The organism is Pseudonocardia asaccharolytica DSM 44247 = NBRC 16224 (assembly GCF_000423625.1).
Lineage (GTDB): Bacteria > Actinomycetota > Actinomycetes > Mycobacteriales > Pseudonocardiaceae > Pseudonocardia > Pseudonocardia asaccharolytica.
Genome location: NZ_AUII01000019.1, coordinates 67,906 through 90,226, shown reverse-complemented (window position 1 = coordinate 90,226; position 22,321 = coordinate 67,906). Strand labels below are relative to the sequence as shown.

Genomic DNA, 22,321 nt, shown 5'->3' with positions numbered 1-22,321 from the left:
TCACAGCGGTTTTCAGGCAGCTTGACGGGTGGGGTAGCCGGCGTGGGTGAACCAGCCGGCGGCGTCGGCCGGGGTGACCGCGTCCAGCGCGGCGGCGATCGCGGCGTCCAGGGCCGCCCGGCTGCGCGCGGCGGCCGCCCGGATGAGGGCCTTGAGCTTGCTGAAGGCCTCCTCGATCGGCGAGAGGTCCGGCGAGTAGGCGGGCAGGAAGACCAGCTCGCAGCCGGCGGCCTCGACCAGCGCGCGGATCCGGTCGGGGTTGTGCGCGCCGACGTTGTCCACCACGACCACCCTCCCCGGGCGCAGGCCGGGCAGCAGGAAGTACTCGAGATAGGTGGCGAAGACCGCGGTGTCGGTGCCGCCCTCCACGGTCATCGCCGGGCTCATCCCGGCCAGCGCCAGCCCGGCGAGCAAGGTGGTCACCGGGCCACGGTTGCGCGGCAGGGCCCCGTGCGCGCGTTCTCCGCGCACCGCGCGGGCCCGGCGGCGGGTCATCGCGGTGTGCGTGCCGCACTCCTCGACGAACACCAGCCGGCCCGGATCGATCGGGGCCATCCGCTCCCGCCACGCGGCGCGCGCGTCCTCGTCACGTTCGGTGGCGGTCAGGGTCGTTGCTTCAGCGGCCGGCCCGGCCGCCGCGCCCGCCCCGTCGGGGTCCGCGCCTGGCCGGGGGCGGCCGGCAGGCTGGCGATCGCCCGCGACATCGACGCCAGCGACACCGGCTCACCACCCGCGGCGACGAAGGCCGCGACGTGCTCGGCCGGGGCGGCGTCGGCGGCGGCGTCGAGGCGGGCCGGCAGCCAGGCGTGCAGCCGCCGCTTCTTCCTCGGCTCCGGCCCGTGCCGCTGCCCGGTCGCGGCCAGGCCGCCGGTGGCCCGCCGACGGGCCAGATACCGCTGCACGGTCCTCACCGACACGCCGAACCGGGCAGCCGCCTGCGGCTGGGTCATCCCCGCATCGACCCCGGCCACCACCCGCTCACGCAGATCCATCGAGTACGCCCGCACGTCGCCCTGGGTACCCCCGCCAACCAACCAGCACACCGCTGTCAGTCATCTGGGCCGGCTGAGCCAGGGGTCCGAGCGCGTGCCACGGGTGGCAGGCCGCCGAGCCATGACAAGGCGGCCGCTGACGGCACTCGGGGAGCCGCAGATCGAAGCCGGATCGGTGCTTCATGGCTGAGGGGCACGCGTCCGAGTCCGAGGAGACACTCGCGCCAAATTGGTGCGCAAATCCAGCCGATCCCACGCCCGAACCCACGGGTCAACACCGCGCAAAGCCGATCAAGATCCACTCATGAGCCAAGTCAGGTTAGAGCAGAACCAGCAGCATCAGCAGCCCTGAACACGGCAGGCGTGTGTCCAGTACTTCCGGTCGCGTTGGCGGCGCTTCAACCCGCCGACCAGGAGCTACGCCGCCGCGTGTGTCCAGATCAGCCACTCAGCTGCGGAACGCGGGCGGTGGGGGCGGCGCTGGCGCTCGCTGACGTCCTCCTCTGGATGCCGCGGACCCTGGACGCGCGAGTCACCGCGTCGTCCACTGCACCGGTGGTATCGGTCACCCCGTCGAGAAGGCTCGCGCGACGGTGAGCAGCAGCGGCGAACGGACGCCGAGTTGGGCGACCGAGTCGGCGACGACCTCAGCCAGCCACCCGACCGCGTCACACGACCACTCGGCAAGCTCTCCGCGCAGCACCACGCCGTGCAGGGGCGGGCCGTTCCAGAAACTGTCGTCGAACGGCGGAGAGAGGATGTCGTCCCGGCCGGCGACGTCGTGGGACCTGCAAACGAAGACGTCCTGGTCGAGGTGACCGAGGTAATCGGTGAGCTGCTTTGCGACAGCGGGGATCGATGGGTCCCGGCCGCTGTTGATGCTGACCTCCACCGGTGTTCCCGATCGCGGGTCACGCTCGGCGAACCAATGGCGCGTTCGCATCGACGGCACGGCCGCGTACGGCGGGCGCGACGAGGGGTCGAGACCCTGAACGGTGGTTTCTACTGAGCGTCGCAACACATCCTTGACCGTTTAGGGGTTGTGTTGTCTTCGACGCGTCGTGTCAAGAAGGGGCCCGGGCGGCGGCCTCAGTCGGCCAAGCGCCAGCGGTTCATGGAGTTGCGCGCCCGCGGCTGGAGCATCCAGGCCGCGGCACGGGAGGTCGGCGCGTCACGCACCTCCGGGGCGAACTGGGCGCGCGGCTACAAGACCTACCGCGACGGCCGGGTGGTCGGGTTCGTCGCGCCGCTGGATCGTCTCGCCGTGCGCGAGATCAGCTCGCGCTACCTGTCCCAGGACGAGCGTTTCCAGATCGCCGACCTTCGTCGGATGGGCTGGAGCATCCGGCGCATCGCCGCCCACCTCGGACGTTCGCCCTCGACGATCTCCCGCGAGCTGCGCCGCAACGCGCGCAACGACGGTGGCTACCGTCCGTTCGAAGCTCATCGCCGGGCCGTGGCCCGCCGGGCCCGCCATCATCGGCGGCGTCTGGAGACCAACAGCGAGCTGCGGGCCTTGGTCGGTGAGCTGCTCGGCCGACGATGGAGCCCCCAGCAGATCGCCCGGCACCTGTGGGCTCGTTTCCCGGAACTCCCGGGCATGCGTCTGTGCCATGAGAGCATCTACCAGGCGATCTACCAGCCCGGCTCCTCGCTCATCCGGCCGTCGAGGGTGCCGTCCGTGCAGCGCTCGTCGCTGCGGACCGGGCGCGATCATCGGCGAGCCCACCAGAAGCTCGAGCGCCGCCGGCCCCGGTTCGCCCAGCCGATGCTGACCATCCACCAGCGGCCGTTCCGTCCCGAGGACCGCTCTCAGCCCGGGCACTGGGAAGGCGACCTGATCGTGGGCAAAGATCACGGTTCGGCGATCGGAACCCTGGTGGAGCGCACGACTCGTCTGGTCCGGCTGCTGCATCTGCCTCAGCGCGACGCGCACACGCTGCACAGTGTCCTCACCACGCGGATGAGCGACCTCCCGCCGTCGCTGCTGCGCTCGATCACCTGGGACCAGGGCACCGAGATGGCTCGCCACACCGACATCACCACCGACCTGCACGTTCCCGTCTACTTCTGCGACGCGCACGCACCATGGCAGCGCGGATCCAACGAGAACACCAACGGGCTGCTGCGCCAGTACTTCCCCAAGCGGACCGACCTGAACGTCCACAGCCCCAAGCACCTGAAGGCCGTCGAGAACGAACTCAACGCCCGCCCCAGGATCGTCCTGGCCGACCGCTCCCCAGCCGAGATGTTCGCAGCGTTGTTAGCCTCCTCAGCCGAGCCATCGTTGCGACGTTGACTGGAACCCGCCGGACCCCAGGAGGGTCAACCTTCAGGATCCGTTGACACCGAGCCGTCGGTGGGCCGGTTCTACACCGCGCTGCTGGCCGCGACCGGCGCACCGCTGCGGCCCCGGCAACGAGTGCCCGAGCAGGAGCAACTCGCGCTGAGCCTGCTTCGGGCAGTCGGAGTTCGTGTCCTGGTGATCGACGAGCTGCACAACGTCCTGGCAGGGCGCGGCGATACCCGTCGGGAGTTTCTGAACCTGCTGCGGTTTCTGGGCAACGAGCTGCGTATCCCGTTGGTCGGTGTCGGCACCCGGGACGCTTACCTGGCGATCCGCTCCGACGACCAGTTGGAGAACCGGTTCGCGCCGTTCACCCTGCCCCGGTGGGAGCCGGACGAGGATTCCCGCTCGCTGCTGGCCAGCTTCGCCGCGTCGTTCCCGCTGCGCCGCCCCTCGCCGATCGCGACCCCCGAGATGGCCAGCTATCTGCTCACCCGCAGCGAAGGCACCATCGGCGAGCTGGCCCACCTGCTCACCGACGCCGCGGTCGCCGCGATCGAGTCCGGCGAGGAAGCCATCAACCAGCGCACCCTGCTGATGGCCGACTACGCCGGCCCGACCGAGCGGCGCCGGCTGTTCGAGCGCGAGCTCGCGTGAGACCGCTCCGTCCACATGCGCGACGGTGGCCGCTGCATCCCCAGCTCGGGGTGCTGGAGTCGCTGTCCTCCTGGCTGCAGCGGATCGCCCAGCTCTACGGCCTATCCGTCACCGACCTGGTGCGGCACAACCTCGGCGAGGCCTCCGCGCAGCTGGCCGACACCGCCGAAGAGGCCCTCGACTGGGACCCGCCCATTGCGGTCCTGGCCGCGTTGGCCGAACGCACCGGCGCCGAGCTCGGTCAGCTGCGACGGATGACGATGGCCGGATGGGTGCCCTGGCTGACCGACACCCTTGCCCCCGACGACGGCCAGGACCTGTTCGACACCTACGTCCGCCAGGACTCGGTGCTGCTGGCACCGGGTGAGGCCGGGCTCAATCACGCGGGACGATGGCGCTCCTGGAAGGGCCCATGGCTGCCCGCTCAGCCGATGCGCCGAACCTGCCCGCTGTGCGCCGCCGCTCCGGAGCGTGGCACCGCACTGACGTGGCGACTACCGCTCATGGTCAGTTGTGTGGAACACGGCTGTCGGCTTGAGCCTGTCTTCGAGGTCGCCTTCGCCGCCTCTCAAGGCAACCCGATGGCGCCTGTGCCAGTGAACGGACACCTCGCCGCCCTGGACCGCCGTACCCAGCAGGGGTTGGCCGCCGGCGCGGTCGCGCTGCCCGGCCGGTCGGTGCACGTCGGCGTGTGGTTTCGGCTGCTGCGCACCCTGCTGGACGAGGTGAGCATGGCGCCCTCGCGGGTCGGCGCCCGCTCCCGCGCCACATTGGAGCACGTCTGGCAGGCCACCGGTCGTCCCGTGCGCGCCGGTCTGACCGTGTGGCGCCCGTACGAACAGCTCGACTGGCCGCTCCAGGAGGCGATGCTGCACGCCGCCGCGGTCGCGCTGCGGCTGGCCGCCGACCGGCGCATCACCCCGCGGGGAACCCTTGGCCCGGCGATAGCCGAACCGCCGCACGAGCGCGTCTACGACGGCGACGACCCCCGCCGTCGCCCGATGGCCGCGTCGGACTTCGCCACGGCGATCAACGCCTGGCTCGACACGGCCCGCGCCGACCCCGAGACCGCCCGCCACATGCTGCGGATGCTCACCGCGTTCGACCCCAGCCCCGCCAACGTCGCCAAACAGCGCCACTTCCTGATCAGCCAGGCCGGTGTCCCACCCGAGTTCCTCCGGCTCGACCTTCTCCCCCCTCGCCCTCACGCTGCCGAATGAACGACCAGGTGCAGGGTAGGCGTTGTGGCTGGTCAGCTGTTGCGGCGTGCGACTCAGCCCGTGACACCTGCGGTGTTTTCGGCCCGCAGGTAGCTGTAGACGGTTTCGCGGCTGATGCCGAACTCGGTGGCCAGCACGGATTTCCGCTCACCGGCGGCGGCGCGCTCGCACAGCTCGCGGGCCTGTTCGGGGGTGAGCGCGGGTTTGCGGCCGGTGTAGACGCCGCGCTGTTTGGCCGCGGCGATGCCCTCGCGCTGGCGTTCGAGGATCAGGGCGCGCTCGAACTCGGCGAAGGCGCCCATGACCGACAGCAGCAGCGTGGCCATCGGCGAGTCCTCGCCGGTGAAGGTGAGGTTCTCCTTGACGAACTCCACCCGCACCCCCTTGCCGGTCAGGGTCCGCACGATGCGGCGCAGGTCGTCGAGGTTGCGCGCCAGCCGGTCCATCGAGTGCACGAGCACGGTGTCGCCGTCGCGGACGAACGCCAGCATCTCGTCCAGCCTCGGCCGGGCGGTGTCCTTGCCCGACGCCGTGTCGGTGAAGGTGCGTTCGACGGCGATCCCGTCGAGCTGTCGCACGGTGTTCTGATCGACGCTGCTGACCCTGACGTAGCCGACTCGCATCGCCCTCGGTTCCCTCCACCCTCCGAAATGTCAGGATGAACTCTAAGAATCGAGCGGACACGCGTCAAGAAATCTCACCGAAGACTCTAATCTGACACTATTCGTCCAGGTCGCTTGTGTGGTGTTGGGCTGTGCTCAGTCGAGGTAGTCGCGCAGCACCTGCGACCGCGACGGGTGGCGCAGCTTCGACATCGTCTTGGACTCGATCTGCCGGATCCGCTCCCGGGTGACCCCGTAGACCTGGCCGATCTCATCGAGGGTGCGGGGCTGGCCGTCGGTCAGGCCGAACCGCAGCCGCACCACGCCCGCCTCGCGCTCGGACAGCGTGGCGAGCACCGACTGCAGCTGGTCCTGCAGCAGGGTGAAGCTCACCGCGTCGACCGCCACGACCGCCTCGGAGTCCTCGATGAAGTCGCCGAGCTGCGAGTCGCCCTCGTCGCCGATGGTCTGGTCCAGCGAGATGGGCTCCCGGGCGTACTGCTGGATCTCCAGCACCTTCTCCGGGGTGATGTCCATCTCCTTGGCCAGCTCCTCCGGCGTGGGCTCGCGGCCCAGGTCCTGGAGCAGCTCGCGCTGGATGCGGCCGAGCTTGTTGATGACCTCGACCATGTGCACCGGGATGCGGATGGTGCGCGCCTGGTCGGCCATCGCGCGGGTGATGGCCTGGCGGATCCACCACGTCGCATAGGTCGAGAACTTGTAGCCCTTGGTGTAGTCGAACTTCTCGACCGCGCGGATGAGCCCGAGGTTGCCCTCCTGGATCAGGTCCAGGAAGGCCATGCCGCGGCCGGTGTAGCGCTTGGCCAGCGAGACCACGAGGCGGAGGTTGGCCTCCAGCAGGTGGTTCTTGGCGCGCTCGCCGTCGCGGACGATCCAGCGCAGATCGCGGCGCAGCTGCGGGGAGATCTTCTCCCCGGCGTCCATCGTGCGCCGCATCCGCTCGGCGGCGTAGAGACCGGCCTCGATGCGTTTGGCGAGCTCGACCTCCTCCTCGGCGTTGAGCAGCGCCACCTTGCCGATCTGCTTGAGGTAGGCGCGGACCGAGTCGGCCGATGCGGTGAGCTCGGCGTCCTTGCGGGCCTGCCGCAGTGCCTCGGACTCCTCTTCGTCCCAGACGAAGTCGCTCGCCTGCTTCTGCTGGGAGCTGCGCGTGGTGGGTGCCCGGCGGTTGGGGCCGGTGTTGGTCTCCGGCTCGTCCTCGTCGCCGTCCCCGTCGTCGCTCTCGTCGAGGACGTCGCCGTCGTCGTGGCTGTCGTCCTCCACGCCGGCATCGAGGTCGGCGTCGTCCAGATCGACCTCGACATCCTCGAGCTCACCGACCTCCGGCGCGCCGTCGAGGTCGACCTCGAGATCCGTGGGCTCCTCGCCGCCCGTGGGCGACGTCGCCTTCTTGGCCGGGGTCTTCGTCCCCGCGCGGGACCGCGACGTGGGCGCGGCCTTCTTCGGACTTCCCGCCTTGGTCGCGGTACCCGCCCTGCGGGTGCGGCGTACGGGTGCCGGGGCGGCCGCCGGGTCGACGGTCGCCTCGGTGCGGGTTGCGGAGTCTGCGGCTGCCACCTAGGCCCTCTCGCTGCGTGCGCTCTGCGGTTCACCGGGATACGGACTGATCCGGCGACCTTCGAGATTGTCTGCTACCTCGCCTCGCCCGTAGCCGTCGTCTCGTCGGTTCGACGCGCCTCCCGGGGCGGAGCACCTGTCCATTGTAACTACGGTCGCGTGAAGCGCTCGTCCGTCGCGCACATCGCGCGGAAGGGTGATTCGCCGGGCGGTCGTCGGGTTGCCGGTAAGCGGAAGTGCCAGGCCGGACCGATGTGGTCCGATTGTGTCATGGATTCCGCTCACGACGACCCGACCGCGCTGCGCAGGACCGCCGAACAGGTGGCCGGGCAGGCCGCCGAGCACCTGCGCGAGCTGCGCGCCGAAGGGGCGGCGCGGGCGGTGCGGACTAAGACCTCGCCCACCGACGTGGTCACCGCGGCCGACACCGCGCTGGAGAACCTGGTGCGCACCCGGCTGGCCGAGCTGCGCCCCGGGGAGATCGTCTACGGCGAGGAGGCGGGTGGCGACCCCACCGCGGCCCACTGGGTCGTCGACCCCATCGACGGCACGGTCAACTACCTCTACGGGCTGCCCTGGTACGCGGTCTCGGTCGCCGCGGTGCGGGGCGGCGAACCGCTCGCGGGCGCGGTCGTGGAGCCGGCATCCGGCCGGGTGTGGTCCGCGGCGGTCGACGGTGGGGCGACGCTCGACGGCACGCCGCTGCGGGTGGGGGAGGAGACCGAGCTGGCCCAGTCGCTGATCGGGACCGGGTTCTCCTACCGTGCCGACCGGCGCGCCCGGCAGGCCCGGATGGCGGCCGGGATGCTGCCGCGGGTGCGCGACCTGCGCCGCGCGGGCTCGGCGGCCCTCGACCTGTGCGCCGTGGCCGCCGGCTGGCTCGACGGCTACCTCGAACATGGCCTGAGCTGGTACGACTGGGCCGCCGCCGGGCTCATCGCCCGCGAGGCCGGCGCGGTCGTGCGGGTGCCCGGGCCCCCCGGCGCCGCCGTGGCGGCACCGGACGACGGGCTGGGCGCCGACGCGGTGCTCGCCGCCGCACCGGGGATCGCGGGCGCGCTGACCGCACTGGCGCGCGACTGCGGCGCGGGGGAGGTCTGAGTGCCGGATCTCCCGGCCGCTCAGCACGTCGCCGCACGCGCCTTCGCGAGCGTGTCCGGGTCGACGGGGCGGGCGGAATCGTCCGCGTCGTTCCCGGCACCCGCCGGCCCGTCGGCGGCGCCGCCCACCGTCGCGGGATTCGCGAGCTGGTCGAGGATGTCACGCGCCGGCAGACCCGGGTCGACATCGCCGAAGGCCGTCCCGACCGCGACGTCCACGGTCGCGTCGGGGCGGTCGTCGCGGACCAGCTCGGTGCACGGCAGCACGATCGCCAGCGTCGCCGCCGCACTCTCCCCGGCCGCGCCGAAGCGCAGCTGTCCGTGGCAGGCCAGATCGCCCTCGGGGTAGTGCGGATCGTTGTCCGGTGGTGCGGCCTCGGCGAACCCGAGGTCGCCGAGCTGCGCGGCGACGAGGTTGGCCTGGCCGCGCTGCCCGCCGCCGTTGAGCACCCGCACCTTGATCGCGCTGGCTGGGGCGGGCGCAACCTCGTCGAGCGCGTCGGAGGCGAGCACCTCGCCCAGCGCGGTGCCGGTGCCCGGTGTCGGGCAGGCCGACGTGCCGGACCGGCCCGCCGCGTTGACCAGCACGATCGACCAGGTCAGCGCGGCGGCGACGAAGAGCACGGACACGGTGACGATCATCGGTCGGGTGCGGCGGCGCTGATAGGACCGGATCAGGGAGCTCATCAGCCGATCCCGTTGGCCAGCACGTGGTGGCCGAGCGTGACGAGCGGCTCGACCGCGTCCTCGATGCCGTGGGCCATCTCGGCGGGCACCGCGCCCGCCCGGACCCTGGCCAGGATGCCGGCCAGCACCACCGCGAGCTTGAACGCGCCGAACGCGACGTACCAGGGCAGCGGCGCGAGGTCGAGGCCGGACGCCCGCGCATAGGCCGCGACGACGTCGACGCGCAGCGGGAACCCGGGCAGCCGGGTCGGGCTGGGCAGATGCTGCGCGGCACGCCAGACCGGTTGCTCCTCGGCCTGGTACCAGTAGATGAGCAGCAGGCCGAGGTCGGCCAGCGGATCGCCCAGGGTCGACATCTCCCAGTCGAGCACCGCGCGGATGCGCCCCGGGTCGGTGCGGTCGAACACACAGTTGTCGATGCGGTAGTCGCCGTGCACGATCGTGTTCCGCTGCGTCGCGGGCACGGATCCGCCCAGCAGGTCACGCAGCCGGCTCAGCTCCCGTTCCGTCTCCGCGGAGACCACGGTCACCCCGTCGGCGCGGGCCGTCTCCCACTGGGTGCTCCAGCGCCGGACCTGGCGGACCATGAAACCGTCGGGCCGGCCGAAATCGCCGAGGCCGACCGCGTCCGGGTCCACCGCGTGCAGCGCCACCAGCACGTCGACCAGCGCCTGACCGACCCGCGCGCGTTCGGCCTCGGTCGTGGCCCAGCCGTCGGGCGGGTCGCCGAGCGGCACGACACCGTCGACGAACTCCATGACGTAACACGGCGCGCCGACCGGCGGACCACCCTCGGATCCGGCGAGGATCGCGGGCACCGGCACCCCGGTTCCCCTGAGCGCGGAGATGACCCGCCGTTCGCGGCCCATGTCGTGGGCGGTCGCCGCGACCTCGCCGACGGGTGGACGGCGCAGCACGACGGTCCCGGCCGGGCCGTCCACACGGTAGGTGAGGTTCGAGCGGCCCGCGCCGATCGGCCGCAGGATCGCCCGCCGCCAGGACTCGTCGCCCAGCTCGACGGCCAGCCATGCCCCCACGGTGGCCGGGTCGGCCCCTGGATGGGCCCCTGGATGGCCGTGGGCGGAGGGTTCGGAGCTCGCAGCCTGGGAGAACACAGGGGAGAACCATAGTGGGGGCGGGGGTCCGTCGGCCGGACGTGCCCGAGCCGGGCATGGTCCCGGCCGGGCGACGCAGCGAAACGCGACGGCCTGAGCTACCCTCTCCGCCCCGGGGGGCAATCGAGAGCGTCATGAGTGCCACGGGCCCGGGCTGCTGGCGAATCCGGACACGTCCAATGTGATCTGTGTCACCCATATGCCGGGCACAAACCCCGACGTTGTGACGTTGTCCAGCGGCACGACGACGACAGGTGCATTGAGTAACAAGGGTGGGAACGATGGCGACCGACTACGACGCTCCGCGGCGGAACGAGACCGACGACCTTGCGGAGGACTCGCTCGACGAGCTGAAGGCCCGTCGCAACGAGGCGCAGTCGTCCGTGGTCGACGTCGACGAGTCGGACACCGCGGAGAGCTTCGAGCTACCGGGTGCCGACCTGTCCGGCGAGGAGCTGACCGTCAAGGTCCTTCCGAAGCAGGCCGACGAGTTCACCTGTGCCAGCTGCTTCCTGGTGCATCACCGCAGCCGACTGGCCGAGACCCACGGCAACCAGCTCATCTGCCGTGACTGCGCCGCCTGACGCGAGCTGCGGTGTGCCGCCGGCCGACGCCGTTCAACGGTCGTGGGCCAGCGCGGCGACCAGGCCCTCCGGATCGCGCGTGCTGACGATCCAGTAGGGAGTCGGGTCCTGCGGATCGAGCAGCTCGATCCGCAGGACCGGGCCGACCCAGGCCCGGTGCAGCAGATAGGCCATGGGGTCGAGCTCGGGGCCCAGCGCGACCTGCTTGTCCGGCCGGTGCACGATCTCGGTGCGCCCGATGAAGCGCAGCGGCACCCGGGCCCGCCCCGCCCGCAACTCCCCACCTGCGACCTGGACCCTGCTGCTGCCCAGCCAGACCAGCGCCGCGACCAGGAGCGGGATCACGACCGCATACCCGATCCACGAACGCAGCCCCGGGTAGCCCATGTGGATCTCCGCGCCCAGCAGGACGCCGATACCGATCACCGGGGGGTACCACCACCAGGGGACGGACAACCGCTCGTCGAACGCAGCACGGCCGGACGTCGCAGAGTTCGGGGATGACGGGTGCTTGCTCACGAACGCTGAGGGTAGCCTCGCTCGTCGTGCCCGGCCCCGTCGATGCTCCCCCGCACGAGCCGCCCGCCGAGCCGTTCGTCGATCGTCCGCTCGACGTCCTGCTCACCCGGCTCGACCCGGATGTCCCCGTCCCCGCCTACGCCCGCGCCGACGACGCGGGTGTGGACCTTGTCACGACGAGCGACCTCGCGCTCCCGCCGGGCGAGCGCACCGTCGTCGGTACCGGGCTGGCCATCGCCCTGCCCAGCGGCTACGCCGGGTTCGTCCATCCCCGCTCCGGGCTCGCCGCCCGCGCCGGGCTCTCGGTCGTCAACACCCCGGGCACGATCGATGCCGGGTATCGCGGCGAGATCCGGGTCTGCCTGATCAACCACGACCCGCGCCACGAGCTGGTGCTCCGCCGTGGTGACCGCATCGCGCAGCTCATCGTGCAGCGGGTGGAACGGGTGCGGTTCGTCGAGGTCGCCGAACTGCCGGGCTCCGACCGTGGGGCCGGCGGCTACGGGTCGACCGGCGGGCACGACCGGCTCGACGCGCCTGCCGACCGCGGGACCGTAGGGGAGTCGCCGTAGTGGCTGCGCGCAACCGTGGCTCCCTGGACGAGCTCGGATCGATCGGCGTGGGGCCCGGACCGGTCGCCGTCGACGAGGAGACCGAACGTCCGCCGTTCGGGCCGTTCGACATCTCCGACCTCGACCCCGAGACCGACGACCCCGCCGCCCGGCTCGATTTCGGAGCCCTGCAGGTGCCGCTCCCCGACCGAGGCACGGTCAGTGTGGAGCCGACGGCCAACGGGCGGTTGCAGGCCGTGCACGTGGCGCTGCCCGAGGGACGGTTGTCGGTGAGCGCGCTGGCCGCGCCCCGCTCGTCGCGGCTGTGGCCGGAGCTGGCCAAGGAGATCGAGACGTCGCTGCGCGACGGCGGCGCCCAGGTTCGGTCGTTCCAGGGCGACTGGGGCCGGGAGCTGCGCGCCCATACCCAGGGCGCCTCGTCGGTGTTCGTGGGCGTCGACGGGTCCCGGTGGATGCTCTACGGCGTCGCCACCGGTCCGGTGCAACACGCCGTCGACCTCGACGCCGAGCTGCGCCGCATGCTGCACGGCACCGTCGTCGTGCGGGGCCGCTCGCCGTATCCGCCGCGTACGGTGCTGCCCCTGGAGCTGCCGGCGCATCTGAAGGAGCAGCAGGCGGCTGCGGAGGCGGCGGCTGCCGAGGCGGCGGCTGCCGAGGCGGCCGTGCCGGGGCCGGACCTCGAGACCACGTCCCCGCTGCCCAGACTGACTGCTGCCCCGCGGGCCGGGAGACGCAGGCGCCGCGCCGTGGGCCCCGGCGTCGTCCCGTTCCGGCCGCCGGCCGGCGCGCGTCCCGGCGGGCGCCGCCGCGCCCCCGATCCCGAGCTGGCCACGACGCAGACCCAGATGTTCCCTGCGCTGTCGCGTCCGGCCGGGCCCGACCCGGTCGCGAACCCGGTGCTGGGTACGGTGTCCGACCCGGACACCGACTCCGTGCCGACCGGACCGCTGCCGGTGCTCACGCCGCCGACCGCGGCGTCCACACCGGCGCCCGCGCCGACCCGGCACGGGCGGCACTCCCGGCCCGACGACGAGGAGGAGTCTCCCGCGGCACCGGCACCCCGGCCGGGGCCCGGCGGCCTGCCGGCGCTGGCGTACCTTGCCGACGATCCGACGGTCCGGTTCGCCGCGCTGGAACGTGCGTCCGGACGGCACCATCGCCCTGGTCACGGGCACAATTGAGGATTCTCGCGCGTTACCCTATGCAGGGTCGCGGCCGCTGCGACGAAGCCGGCCCGCGCCCGAGCAGCCAAGGAGAGAGATGGGCAGCACGGACGGTGGGCCTTTCCGCCGTATGCTCCGGAAACTGACCAGCGACGTCGAGACACTCGACGCCGATGCGCTCTCGGAGGACTCCGAGCGGTCCGGGGCGCAGCGCGCCAGCGACTGCGTCTCGGGTCAGGAGGTCACCATGCTGGGCAGGCTCCGCAGTGTGGAGTTCTGCCCGCAGGAGGCCGAGGCCTCGCTGGAGGCAGAGCTGTTCGACGGCACCGAGGGAGTCACCCTGATCTGGATGGGCAGACGCCGGATCCCGGGCATCGAGCCGGGTCGGACCATGCGGGTCCGGGGGCGGATCGCCGAACGCGACGGGCGGAAGGTCATCTACAACCCGTACTACGAGATCTGCCAGGCCCAGTGATCAGATCCCAGCGCGCAGTCCGCCACACCGACGACGAGCCGACCGAGCAGTTCCCCGCCGTCGAACCGGGCGCGCCGCCCCGGGAGCGGGCCCCGGCACCCTCGATCCTGGAGCAGATGGGCGGGATCGCCGGCGTCGTCTACTCGTCGATCCCGGTGGCCGTCTTCATCCCGGTCAACATTCTCGCCGGGCTGCAGGTCGCGCTCATCGCGGCGCTGGGGGCAGGCGGGCTCATCGCGGTGGTGCGGCTGGTGCGCCGGGACGCGCTGCAGCCCGCGATCTCGGGGCTGATCGCCGTCGGGGTGTGCGCGTTCCTGGCCAACCGCACGGGTGAGGCCCGCGATTTCTACCTTCCCGGGCTGATCTACAGCGGGGTCCTCTGCCTGGCGTTCCTGGGTTCGGCCGCCGTGCGCTGGCCACTGGCCGGGGTCGTGTGGCACGCGATCAACGGCGACGGGCACGGGTGGCGCCGCGACCGGCGGCTGCTGCGCGCCTACACTCTCGCCAGCCTGCTATGGGCGGTGGTGTTCGGCGCCCGGCTGGTCGTGCAGGGCTGGCTCTACCGGGTCGATGAGGCCGACTGGCTGGGGGTCGCCCGGCTGCTGATGGGCTACCCCCTGTTCGGGGTGGCGCTGTTGGTGACCTTCTGGGCGGTGCGCCGGGCCCGACGGCCGTCGCCCGAGCCCGGCGGCGCCTGACGCCTCATCGCTGCAGCGCCGCGCGGATATCCGCCTCGACCGCCGAGGTCGCCACGAACAGCAGCTCGTCGCCGGGTTCGAACGCGTCGTCGCGTTCCGGGACGATCACCCGGCCGCCGCGGAGGATCACGACGAGCGCGGAGTCGGCGGGCAGCCGCACCGACCCGACGGGCCGCCCGCCGAGCGGGGTGTCGTCCGGCAGCGTGACCTCGACGAGGTTGGCCTGCCCCTGCCGGAAGGTCATCAGCCGGACCAGGTCGCCGACCGCGACGGCCTCCTCCACCAGCGCCGCGAGCAGCCGCGGGGTGGACACCGCCACGTCGACCCCCCAGTTCTCGCCGAACAGCCATTCGTTGCGCGGGTCGTTCACCCTGGCGACGACGCGGCGCACCGCGAACTCCGTCTTGGCCAGCAGCGACACCACGAGGTTGACCTTGTCGTCGCCGGTGGCGGCGATGACGACGTCGCAGTTCTCCAGCCCGGCCTCCTCCAGGGAGGCGAGCTCGCACGCGTCCGCGTGCACCCACTCGGCCGGTTCGACGGATTCGGGCTCGATCTGGGACAGGTCGCGCTCGATGAGCATGACCTGGTGCTTGTTCTCCACGAGCTCGAGCGCGATCGATCGACCGACCGCCCCCGCACCTGCGATCGCTACCCGCATCGCGCCCCTCAACCTTCCTGCGGCGGGGCCGCGGCCGTCGCCGTCACATCGCTGATCGTGCCGGACACCGCCGCCACGTACACCATGTCCTCGGCCTGCACCACCGTGTCGGGTTTGGGCAGCAGTCCGGTGCCGAACCGGACGATGAACGCGACCCGGCAGCCCGCGGCCTCCTCGAGTTCGCGCACCGGCCGTCCGAGCCAGCCCTCATGGGTGGGTAGCGGCAGCACTGCAACGGTCCCGGAGGGCTCGCGCCATGCGGTGGCCACCCAGTCGGGGAGCAGCATGCGCATCAGCCGGTCGGTGCTCCACGGCACGGTCGCCACGGTCGGGATGCCGAGGCGCTCGTAGACGGCGGCCCGCTTGGCGTCGTAGATGCGGGCGACGACGCGCTCGACGCCGAAGGCCTCCCGGGCCACCCGGGCAGAGATGATGTTGGAGTTGTCCCCGCTGGAGACGGCGGCGAACGCCTTCGCCTTCTGCGCACCCGCCTCGACGAGGACGTCGCGGTGGTATCCCTCCCCGACGACCTGGCGGCCCCGGAAATCCGTGCCCAGCCTGCGGAATGCCTGCGGGTTGTGGTCGATCACGGCGACCTCGTGGCCGAGCCGCTCCAGGCCGGTCGCAAGCCCGGCACCGACCCGTCCACAACCCATGATCACGACGTACATCGCGGTGCCCTCCTTGTGGCGAAAACCCCGATGGACCGCACGGTAGCCCGCTCGGCGAGCTCATGGATCTCGAGCGTGTCACGCCGTCGAGTCGACGCCGACGGGTGAGCATAGGCTGCCGCACGTGCCCAAGCTCGCCGTCGCGGTGAAGCGGATCCTGGTCGGTCGGCCGCAGCGCAGCGACCGTCTCGCCCATACCCTGTTGCCGAAGCGGATCGCTCTGCCGGTGTTCGCCTCGGACGCGCTGTCGTCGGTGGCCTACGCCCCCGAGGAGATCCTGCTGACGCTGTCGGCCGCGGGGTTGTCGTACTACGCGTTCTCGCCGTGGATCGGGGCGACGGTCGCGGTGGTGATGCTCACCGTGGTCACCAGCTACCGGCAGAACGTGCAGGCCTACCCGTCCGGGGGCGGGGACTACGAGGTGGCGACGGTCAACCTCGGCCGCAACGCGGGGCTCACCGTCGCCAGCGCGCTGCTGGTCGACTACACGTTGACGGTCGCGGTGTCGATCTCCTCGGCGATGGCGAACCTCGGTGCGCTGGTGCCGTTCGTGGCCGACCACCGGGTCCCGTTCGCCGTGGCGGCGATCGCGCTGCTGACCGCGATGAACCTGCGCGGCGTGCGGGAGTCGGGAACCACGTTCGCGATCCCGACCTACGCGTTCCTGACCGGGATCATCGCTATGATCATCTGGGGTCTCACCCGGATCCTGCTGATGGGCGACGAGGTGCGGGCGGCCAGCGCCGATCTGCACATGGTGGCGACCGGAGACTCGTTCACCGGGCTGGCGCTGGCGCTGCTCGTGCTCCGCTCGTTCACCCAGGGCGCCGCCGCCCTGACCGGCGTCGAGGCGATCAGCAACGGCGTGCCCGCGTTCCGCAAGCCCAAGTCCCGTAACGCCGCGGCCACACTGACGATGCTCGGTCTGATCGCCGTGACGATGTTCATGGGCCTGATCGTGCTGGCCCGGCTGACCGGGGCACAGCTCGCCGAGGACCCGGACGTGCAGTTCCCCGGCGCACCCGGCTACGAGCAGCAGACCCTGATCGCCCAGCTCGCCGACGTCGTGTTCGGCGACTTCCGGGCCGGGTTCTTCTTCGTTCTCGTGTTCACCGCGCTGATCCTGGTGCTCGCCGCGAACACCGCGTTCAACGGGTTCCCGGTGCTCGGGTCGATCCTGTCGCAGGACCGCTACCTGCCCCGTCAGCTGCACACCCGCGGCGACCGGCTGGCCTTCTCCAACGGCATCCTGCTGCTGGCCGGTTTCGCGAGCGTGCTGGTGATCGGCTTCGGGGCGGAGGTCACCCGGCTCATCCCGCTCTACACCGTCGGCGTGTTCGTGTCGTTCACCCTCAGCCAGACCGGCATGGTGCGGCACTGGCGCCGACTGCTGGCCACCGAGACCGACGGGCAGGAGCGGCTGCGGATGCGCCGGGCGCAGGCCATCAACGGCTTCGGCGCGGTGCTGACCGGGATCGTGCTGGTCACCGTGCTGATCACGAAGTTCGCCCTCGGTGCCTGGATCGCGATCCTCGGCATGATCGGCTTCTTCCTGCTGATGAAGGCGATCCAGCACCACTACGACCGGGTGACCGAGGAGCTGCGGGCAGGCGAGGCCGATACCGTACTGCCCTCGCGCAACCACGCGATCGTGCTGGTCTCGACACTGCACAAGCCCACCCTGCGCGCCATCGCCTATGCCCGAGCCACCCGGCCGGACGTCCTCGAGGGGGTCACCGTCAACGTCGACGACGCTGATACGAAACGATTGATGGCCGACTGGGCCGCCCGCAAGCTGCCCGTTCCGCTGAAGGTCGTGGAATCGCCCTACCGGGAGATCACCCGGCCGGTGCTGGACTACGTCAAACGCATCCGCGGCGACAACCCGCGCGATGTGGTGACCGTGTTCATCCCGGAGTACGTCGTCGGGCGCTGGTGGGAACAGATCCTGCACAACCAGAGCGCGCTTCGGCTCAAGGGTCGTTTGCTGTTCCAGCCGGGGGTGATGGTGACCAGCGTGCCGTGGCAGCTGGAGTCGTCCAAACACGCGGCGAAACGCACTCCGCCACCGGCGCCGGGTTCCTCGCGCCGCGGCTACCCGGCACTGGAGCAGCTGACCGGCGAGTCCCGCGGCGAGCGCGCGCGGGCGGGCGCGAAGCGGGGCGATCGTGCCCGCTAGGCAGGCCCGGACTGCGCTCGACTGGACCGACCGGGTGCTGGAGCTGCAGATCGGTCCCATCGCGCACGGCGGGCACTGTGTGGCCCGGCACGAGGGACGGGTGGTGTTCGTCCGGCACGCGCTGCCCGGTGAACGGGTGCGTGCCGTGGTCACCGAGGACGGCGGCGGATCGTTCTGCCGGGCCGAGGCCATCGGCGTGCTCGACGCCCATCCCGGCCGGGTCGAGCCGCCGTGCCCGTGGGCGCGCGCGGGCGGCTGCGGCGGCTGCGATCTGCAGCACGCCACCCCGGCCACGCAGCGCGCACTCAAGACCGAGGTGGTGCGCGAGCAGCTGCGCAGGCTCGCCGGTCTCGACAGCGACGTGACCGTGACGGAGCTGCCCGGCGGGGCGCTGGGGTGGCGCAGCAGGGTACGTCTTGCGGTGGACGCCGAGGGCAGGCCGGGCCTGCGCGCCCACCGCAGCCACGACGTCCTGCCGATCGCGGACTGTCCCATCGCTCCCGCAGGGCTGCTCGAGCCGGTGCTGGCCGACGGGTTCCCTCCCGGCACCGAGTTCGAGGTGGCCCGGGACGGCGACGGCAGGCGCCACGTCGACGGCCGTCCCGGTCCCGTCGTGGCGCGGGCCGCGGGCCGGGAGTGGCAGCTGTCGCCCGGCGTGTTCTGGCAGGTGCATCCCGCACTGGCCGACGTGCTGGCGGAGACCGTCGCCGAGTGGGCCACGGCGCCGCGCGGTGGCACCGCGTGGGACCTCTACGGCGGCGTCGGGCTGTTCGCCGCCGTGCTCGCCGACCAGGTCGGCCGCGAGGGCAGGGTCACCGTCGTGGAGTCGTCGCGCCGGGCCGTCGAGGACGGGCGGGCCGCGCTCGCCGACCTCCCGCAGATCGGCTGGCGGGTCGGCAAGGTGGAGCGGCTGCTGGGCGGGCTCGGCGCGCGGCCCGACGTCGTCGTCGCCGATCCGCCCCGCAAGGGCCTGGGACGCACCATGGTCGACGCGCTCGCCGCGGCCGCGCCGGGCCGCGTCATCCACATTGCCTGCGACCCGGCGGCGTTGGCCCGCGACGTCGCGCTCTTCGGTGAACGCGGCTACCGGCTCGCCGAGCTGCGTGCGTTCGACGCCTTCCCGATGACCCACCATGTGGAGTGCATCGCTGCGCTGACCCGCCTGTGAGTGCGTCACAGTGTTCGAACACTGTGACGCACTCACAGGCGGGTCCCATCAGCGAAAACGGAGGTTGGCAACGTGAACGAGCTGGCGGAGTACGTGGCAGGGTGGTCGCCCGGGCCGGTGGAGGCCAGCACCCGGCTGGACCGCTGGCCCGCCGAGGCGTTCGCCGCGCTGCTCGACCAGCCCCTGCCGGTGGCGGCCGACGGGGACCCGCTCCCGCTGGGCTGGCACTGGTTCTACCACCTCGAACACCCCGCCCACGCCGATCTCGGCGACGACGGTCACCCGGCGCACGGGCATTTCCTGCCGCCGATCCCGGACCGGCGCCGGATGTTCGGCGGAGCCCGGATGGAGCTTCGCGAGCCGTTGCGGATCGGCGCGGAGGTGGTGCGGCGCTCGTCGCTGCTCGAGGTGACCCCCAAGCACGGCCGCAGCGGCGCGATGTTGTTCCTGACCCTGCGCCACGAGTTCACCCAGGACGGTGCCGTGGCGCTGGTCGAGGAACAGGACATCGTCTACCGCAGCCAGCGCGACGGCTTCGGCGAGGCCGCGGCGCAGGCGCCGGTCGCGGCCGAGCCGCCGCCCGCCGCACCGGGGACGTGGCGGTTGCGTCTCGATCCCGACCCGGCGCTGCTGTTCCGGTTCAGCGCGCTGACCTACAACGCCCACCGCATCCACTACGACGAGCCCTACGTCACCGGTGTCGAGGGCTACCCGGGCCTGGTCGTGCACGGGCCCCTGCTCGCGCTGCTGCTGCTGGAGCTTCCGCGGCGCCACGCCCCTGACCGCCAGGTCGTGTCGTTCGAGTTCCGGCTTTCCCGCCCGGCGTTCGCCGGAGTGCCGGTGATCGCCGAGGCGGTGCCCGGCGGCGAGCGGATCGAGCTGACCGCCGGAGTGCCGGGCCGGCCCGCGTCGATCACCGGTTCGGTGGGCTCGCGGGGCTCTGCCACGATGGGTCGGTGACGGATAAGTCAGCCTCAGTTCAGCAGCGGATCGCCGACGAGCTCGGCGTGCGCCCGCACCAGGTCGCGACGGCCGTCGAGCTTCTCGACGGCGGCGCCACCGTTCCGTTCATCGCCCGGTACCGCAAGGAGGCGACCGGCGCGCTCGACGATGCGCAGCTGCGCACCCTCGAGGAGCGGCTGCGCTACCTGCGCGAGCTGGAGGAGCGCCGGGATGCGGTGCTGGAGTCGATCCGCAGCCAGGGCAAGCTCGACGACGCCCTCGAGGCGCAGATCCTCGCCGCCGACTCCAAGGCCCGGCTCGAGGACATCTATCTGCCCTACAAGCCCAAGCGGCGGACCAAAGCGATGATCGCCCGGGAGAACGGGCTGGAGCCGCTGGCCGACGCGCTGCTGGCCGACCCCACCCTGGACCCGGTGGTGACGGCCGAGGGCTACCGCAGCGAGAACGTCGCCGACGCCGCCGCCGCGCTCGAGGGCGCACGGGCGATTCTCGTCGAGCGCTTCTCCGAGGAGGCCGACCTCATCGGCGGGCTGCGCGAGCGGATGTGGTCGCAGGGCGTGCTCGTCTCGAAGGTCCGCGAGGGGAAGGCGGAGACCGGGGCGAAGTTCGCCGACTACTTCGACTTCTCCGAACCGTTCACCAAGCTGCCCAGCCACCGCATCCTCGCGATCTTCCGTGGAGAGAAGGAGGAGGCTCTCGACGTCACGCTGGAGCCGGGCGGCGTGGCCGGCGAGCCCGGCGCGCCGTCGGAGTACGAGCAGGCGATCGCACAGTACGTCGGCATCGTCGACCAGGGCAGGCCGGCCGACACGTGGCTCGGCGATGTCGTCCGCTGGGCCTGGCGGACCCGGATCCTGCTGCACCTGGGTATCGATATCCGGATCCGGTTGCGCGCCGCCGCCGAGGAGGCCGCGATCCGGGTCTTCGCGACGAACCTGCGCGACCTGCTCCTCGCCGCCCCCGCCGGCACCCGCGCGACGATGGGTCTGGATCCGGGCCTGCGTACCGGCGTCAAGGTCGCGGTCGTCGACCCGACCGGAAAGGTCGTGGCCACCGAGACGGTCCACCCGCACGAGCCGCGCCGCGACTGGAACGGCGCGCTGACGACGCTGACCCGGCTCGTGGTGGCGCACGACGTCGAGCTCATCGCCATCGGCAACGGCACCGCGTCGCGGGAGACCGACAAGCTGGCCGGCGAGCTCGTCGCCGGGAACCCCGGGCTGAAGCTGACGAAGGTGATGGTCAGCGAGGCCGGGGCCTCGGTGTACTCGGCATCGGCCTACGCGTCGGCCGAGCTCTCGGACCTGGACGTGTCGCTGCGCGGTGCGGTTTCGATCGCGCGCCGGCTGCAGGACCCGCTCGCCGAGCTGGTGAAGATCGACCCGAAGTCGATCGGGGTGGGACAGTATCAGCACGATCTTCCGGAGTCGGCGTTGTCCCGCTCGCTCGACGCGGTCGTGGAGGACTGCGTGAACGCCGTCGGTGTCGATCTCAACAGCGCGTCCGTGCCGCTGCTGCGCCGGGTCTCGGGCATCAGCGAGTCACTTGCGGCGAACATCGTCGCGCACCGGGACACACACGGGCCCTTCCGGACCCGGACCGCGCTCGCCGACGTCCCGCGGCTCGGACCCAAGGCGTTCGAGCAGTGCGCCGGTTTCCTGCGGGTCCGCGGCGGCGACGAGCCGCTCGACGTCTCCGGCGTCCATCCGGAGGCCTACCCGGTGGTGCGCCGGATGGTCGCCGCCGCGAAGACGGACATCACCTCGTTGATCGGCAACGGGCCGAAGCTCACGTCCCTCAAGCCGGAGCGGTTCGTCGACGAGCAGTTCGGGCTGCCGACCGTCACCGACATCCTCGCCGAACTGGAGAAGCCGGGCCGCGACCCGCGCCCCGCCTTCCGCACGGCGATCTTCGCCGAGGGCGTGCACAAGATCGCCGACCTCAAGCCGGGGATGCTGCTGGAAGGGGTGGTCACCAACGTCGCGGCGTTCGGTGCCTTCGTCGACGTCGGGGTGCATCAGGACGGGTTGGTGCACGTCTCGGCGATGTCGCGGCAGTTCGTGTCCGACCCGCGCGAGGTCGTGAAGTCCGGCGATGTCGTCCGGGTCAAGGTGCTGGAGGTCGACGAGGCGCGCAAGCGGATCTCGCTGACGCTGCGGCTGGACGACGAGCTCGGAGCCTCGAAAGGCCCACGGCGCGAGCAGCAGCGCGGCGGCGGCAACCGGGACGACCGGCGGGGCCGCAACGACCGCAGGGGCGGCGAGCGGCGCGGCGGCGGGCGAGGTGGCCAGCCCGGTGGCGGCATGGCGAACAGCGCGATGGCCGACGCGCTGCGGCGCGCGGGTTTCGACACCGGGGGACGGAGCCGCTGAGCCGGAGCGCAGCGGCCGGGGCCGCGCTCGACACCGCGCACCGGTTGTGGGCCAACGA

At 72.0% G+C, this 22,321-nt stretch carries 23 protein-coding genes; 13 read left to right on the top strand and 10 right to left on the bottom strand.

Translation table 11 applies throughout. The annotated features are described in order from the left end of the window. Positions 1–12 precede the first annotated feature (12 nt). From G567_RS29640 to G567_RS29630, 3 genes are all read right to left on the bottom strand, one after another. Positions 13–606, bottom strand: coding sequence for an IS630 family transposase (locus G567_RS29640; RefSeq protein WP_147201388.1), 594 nt, complete (start codon positions 604–606; stop codon positions 13–15). Beyond that, positions 603–1,043, bottom strand: coding sequence for a helix-turn-helix domain-containing protein (locus tag G567_RS32275; RefSeq protein WP_051233244.1), 441 nt, complete (start codon positions 1,041–1,043; stop codon positions 603–605). The genes G567_RS29640 and G567_RS32275 overlap by 4 nt, the downstream gene beginning before the upstream one ends. A gap of 514 nt (positions 1,044–1,557) precedes the next feature. Continuing rightward, positions 1,558–1,884, bottom strand: a complete 327-nt coding sequence (locus G567_RS29630) for a hypothetical protein (protein WP_051233243.1) — start codon at positions 1,882–1,884, stop codon at positions 1,558–1,560. 222 nt (positions 1,885–2,106) lie between these two features. Between G567_RS29630 and G567_RS0117745 the strand changes: the two genes are divergently transcribed. Genes G567_RS0117745 through G567_RS29620 form a run of 3 tightly spaced genes read left to right on the top strand, consistent with a single transcriptional unit; the run spans position 2,107 to position 5,156 of the window. Then, complete coding sequence (locus G567_RS0117745; protein WP_028931039.1) at positions 2,107–3,291, top strand: IS30 family transposase; 1,185 nt, start codon at positions 2,107–2,109, stop codon at positions 3,289–3,291. A 60-nt stretch (positions 3,292–3,351) separates the two neighbouring features. Continuing rightward, a complete protein-coding gene (locus G567_RS29625) occupies positions 3,352–3,936 on the top strand; it encodes a TniB family NTP-binding protein (RefSeq protein ID WP_425414262.1) in 585 nt (194 codons plus the stop codon). Further along, on the top strand, positions 3,933–5,156 hold the full coding sequence (locus G567_RS29620) for a TniQ family protein (RefSeq protein ID WP_084796217.1): 1,224 nt from the start codon (positions 3,933–3,935) through the stop codon (positions 5,154–5,156). The genes G567_RS29625 and G567_RS29620 overlap by 4 nt, the downstream gene beginning before the upstream one ends. A 53-nt stretch (positions 5,157–5,209) precedes the next feature. On the opposite strand, the gene G567_RS0117730 is transcribed toward G567_RS29620, so the two are convergent. Continuing rightward, positions 5,210–5,779 (bottom strand): recombinase family protein, encoded by a 570-nt coding sequence (locus G567_RS0117730; protein WP_028931038.1) that lies wholly within the window; start codon positions 5,777–5,779, stop codon positions 5,210–5,212. 135 nt (positions 5,780–5,914) lie between these two features. After that, positions 5,915–7,336: an RNA polymerase sigma factor gene (locus G567_RS0117725; protein ID WP_028931037.1), complete on the bottom strand. Its 1,422-nt coding sequence runs from the start codon at positions 7,334–7,336 to the stop codon at positions 5,915–5,917. Between the two features lie 270 nt (positions 7,337–7,606). On the opposite strand from G567_RS0117725, the gene G567_RS0117720 reads away from it, so the two are divergent. Next, a complete protein-coding gene (locus G567_RS0117720; RefSeq protein ID WP_037057582.1) occupies positions 7,607–8,437 on the top strand; it encodes an inositol monophosphatase family protein in 831 nt (276 codons plus the stop codon). Positions 8,438–8,457: 20 nt separating this feature from the next. Here G567_RS0117720 and cei read toward each other — a convergent pair whose 3' ends face one another. Both cei and G567_RS29610 read right to left on the bottom strand, forming a co-directional pair. Further along, entirely contained in the window at positions 8,458–9,123 is a 666-nt protein-coding gene (gene cei / locus G567_RS29615) for an envelope integrity protein Cei (RefSeq protein WP_037057580.1), read from the bottom strand. Next, positions 9,123–10,160, bottom strand: coding sequence for a phosphotransferase family protein (locus G567_RS29610; RefSeq protein ID WP_037057579.1), 1,038 nt, complete (start codon positions 10,158–10,160; stop codon positions 9,123–9,125). The genes cei and G567_RS29610 overlap by 1 nt, the downstream gene beginning before the upstream one ends. A gap of 359 nt (positions 10,161–10,519) precedes the next feature. On the opposite strand from G567_RS29610, the gene G567_RS0117705 reads away from it, so the two are divergent. Then, positions 10,520–10,822: a DUF4193 domain-containing protein gene (locus tag G567_RS0117705; protein WP_028931035.1), complete on the top strand. Its 303-nt coding sequence runs from the start codon at positions 10,520–10,522 to the stop codon at positions 10,820–10,822. 33 nt (positions 10,823–10,855) lie between these two features. On the opposite strand, the gene G567_RS0117700 is transcribed toward G567_RS0117705, so the two are convergent. Next, positions 10,856–11,341, bottom strand: coding sequence for a DUF3093 domain-containing protein (locus tag G567_RS0117700; RefSeq protein ID WP_028931034.1), 486 nt, complete (start codon positions 11,339–11,341; stop codon positions 10,856–10,858). A 98-nt stretch (positions 11,342–11,439) separates the two neighbouring features. Between G567_RS0117700 and dut the strand changes: the two genes are divergently transcribed. The 4 genes from dut to G567_RS29600 all read left to right on the top strand — a co-directional run bounded on the left by dut (position 11,440) and on the right by G567_RS29600 (position 14,249). After that, positions 11,440–11,913, top strand: coding sequence for a dUTP diphosphatase (gene dut / locus G567_RS0117695; protein WP_028931033.1), 474 nt, complete (start codon positions 11,440–11,442; stop codon positions 11,911–11,913). Next, positions 11,913–13,094: a DUF3710 domain-containing protein gene (locus tag G567_RS32270; protein ID WP_051233239.1), complete on the top strand. Its 1,182-nt coding sequence runs from the start codon at positions 11,913–11,915 to the stop codon at positions 13,092–13,094. The genes dut and G567_RS32270 overlap by 1 nt, the downstream gene beginning before the upstream one ends. A 79-nt stretch (positions 13,095–13,173) precedes the next feature. Further along, complete coding sequence (locus G567_RS0117685) at positions 13,174–13,551, top strand: OB-fold nucleic acid binding domain-containing protein (RefSeq protein ID WP_028931032.1); 378 nt, start codon at positions 13,174–13,176, stop codon at positions 13,549–13,551. Continuing rightward, positions 13,548–14,249, top strand: coding sequence for a DUF3159 domain-containing protein (locus G567_RS29600; RefSeq protein ID WP_245585690.1), 702 nt, complete (start codon positions 13,548–13,550; stop codon positions 14,247–14,249). The genes G567_RS0117685 and G567_RS29600 overlap by 4 nt, the downstream gene beginning before the upstream one ends. A gap of 4 nt (positions 14,250–14,253) precedes the next feature. On the opposite strand, the gene G567_RS0117675 is transcribed toward G567_RS29600, so the two are convergent. Further along, on the bottom strand, positions 14,254–14,910 hold the full coding sequence (locus G567_RS0117675; RefSeq protein WP_028931031.1) for a potassium channel family protein: 657 nt from the start codon (positions 14,908–14,910) through the stop codon (positions 14,254–14,256). Between the two features lie 8 nt (positions 14,911–14,918). Then, complete coding sequence (locus tag G567_RS0117670) at positions 14,919–15,581, bottom strand: potassium channel family protein (RefSeq protein WP_028931030.1); 663 nt, start codon at positions 15,579–15,581, stop codon at positions 14,919–14,921. 124 nt (positions 15,582–15,705) lie between these two features. Between G567_RS0117670 and G567_RS0117665 the strand changes: the two genes are divergently transcribed. The 4 genes from G567_RS0117665 to G567_RS0117650 all read left to right on the top strand — a co-directional run bounded on the left by G567_RS0117665 (position 15,706) and on the right by G567_RS0117650 (position 22,263). Then, entirely contained in the window at positions 15,706–17,760 is a 2,055-nt protein-coding gene (locus G567_RS0117665; protein ID WP_028931029.1) for an APC family permease, read from the top strand. Then, positions 17,750–18,928: a class I SAM-dependent RNA methyltransferase gene (locus G567_RS0117660; RefSeq protein ID WP_051233238.1), complete on the top strand. Its 1,179-nt coding sequence runs from the start codon at positions 17,750–17,752 to the stop codon at positions 18,926–18,928. The genes G567_RS0117665 and G567_RS0117660 overlap by 11 nt, the downstream gene beginning before the upstream one ends. A 72-nt stretch (positions 18,929–19,000) precedes the next feature. After that, positions 19,001–19,888: an HTD2 family dehydratase gene (locus G567_RS0117655; RefSeq protein WP_028931027.1), complete on the top strand. Its 888-nt coding sequence runs from the start codon at positions 19,001–19,003 to the stop codon at positions 19,886–19,888. After that, on the top strand, positions 19,885–22,263 hold the full coding sequence (locus G567_RS0117650) for a Tex family protein (protein ID WP_028931026.1): 2,379 nt from the start codon (positions 19,885–19,887) through the stop codon (positions 22,261–22,263). Before G567_RS0117655 ends, G567_RS0117650 begins: the two co-directional genes overlap by 4 nt. Positions 22,264–22,321 lie beyond the last annotated feature (58 nt).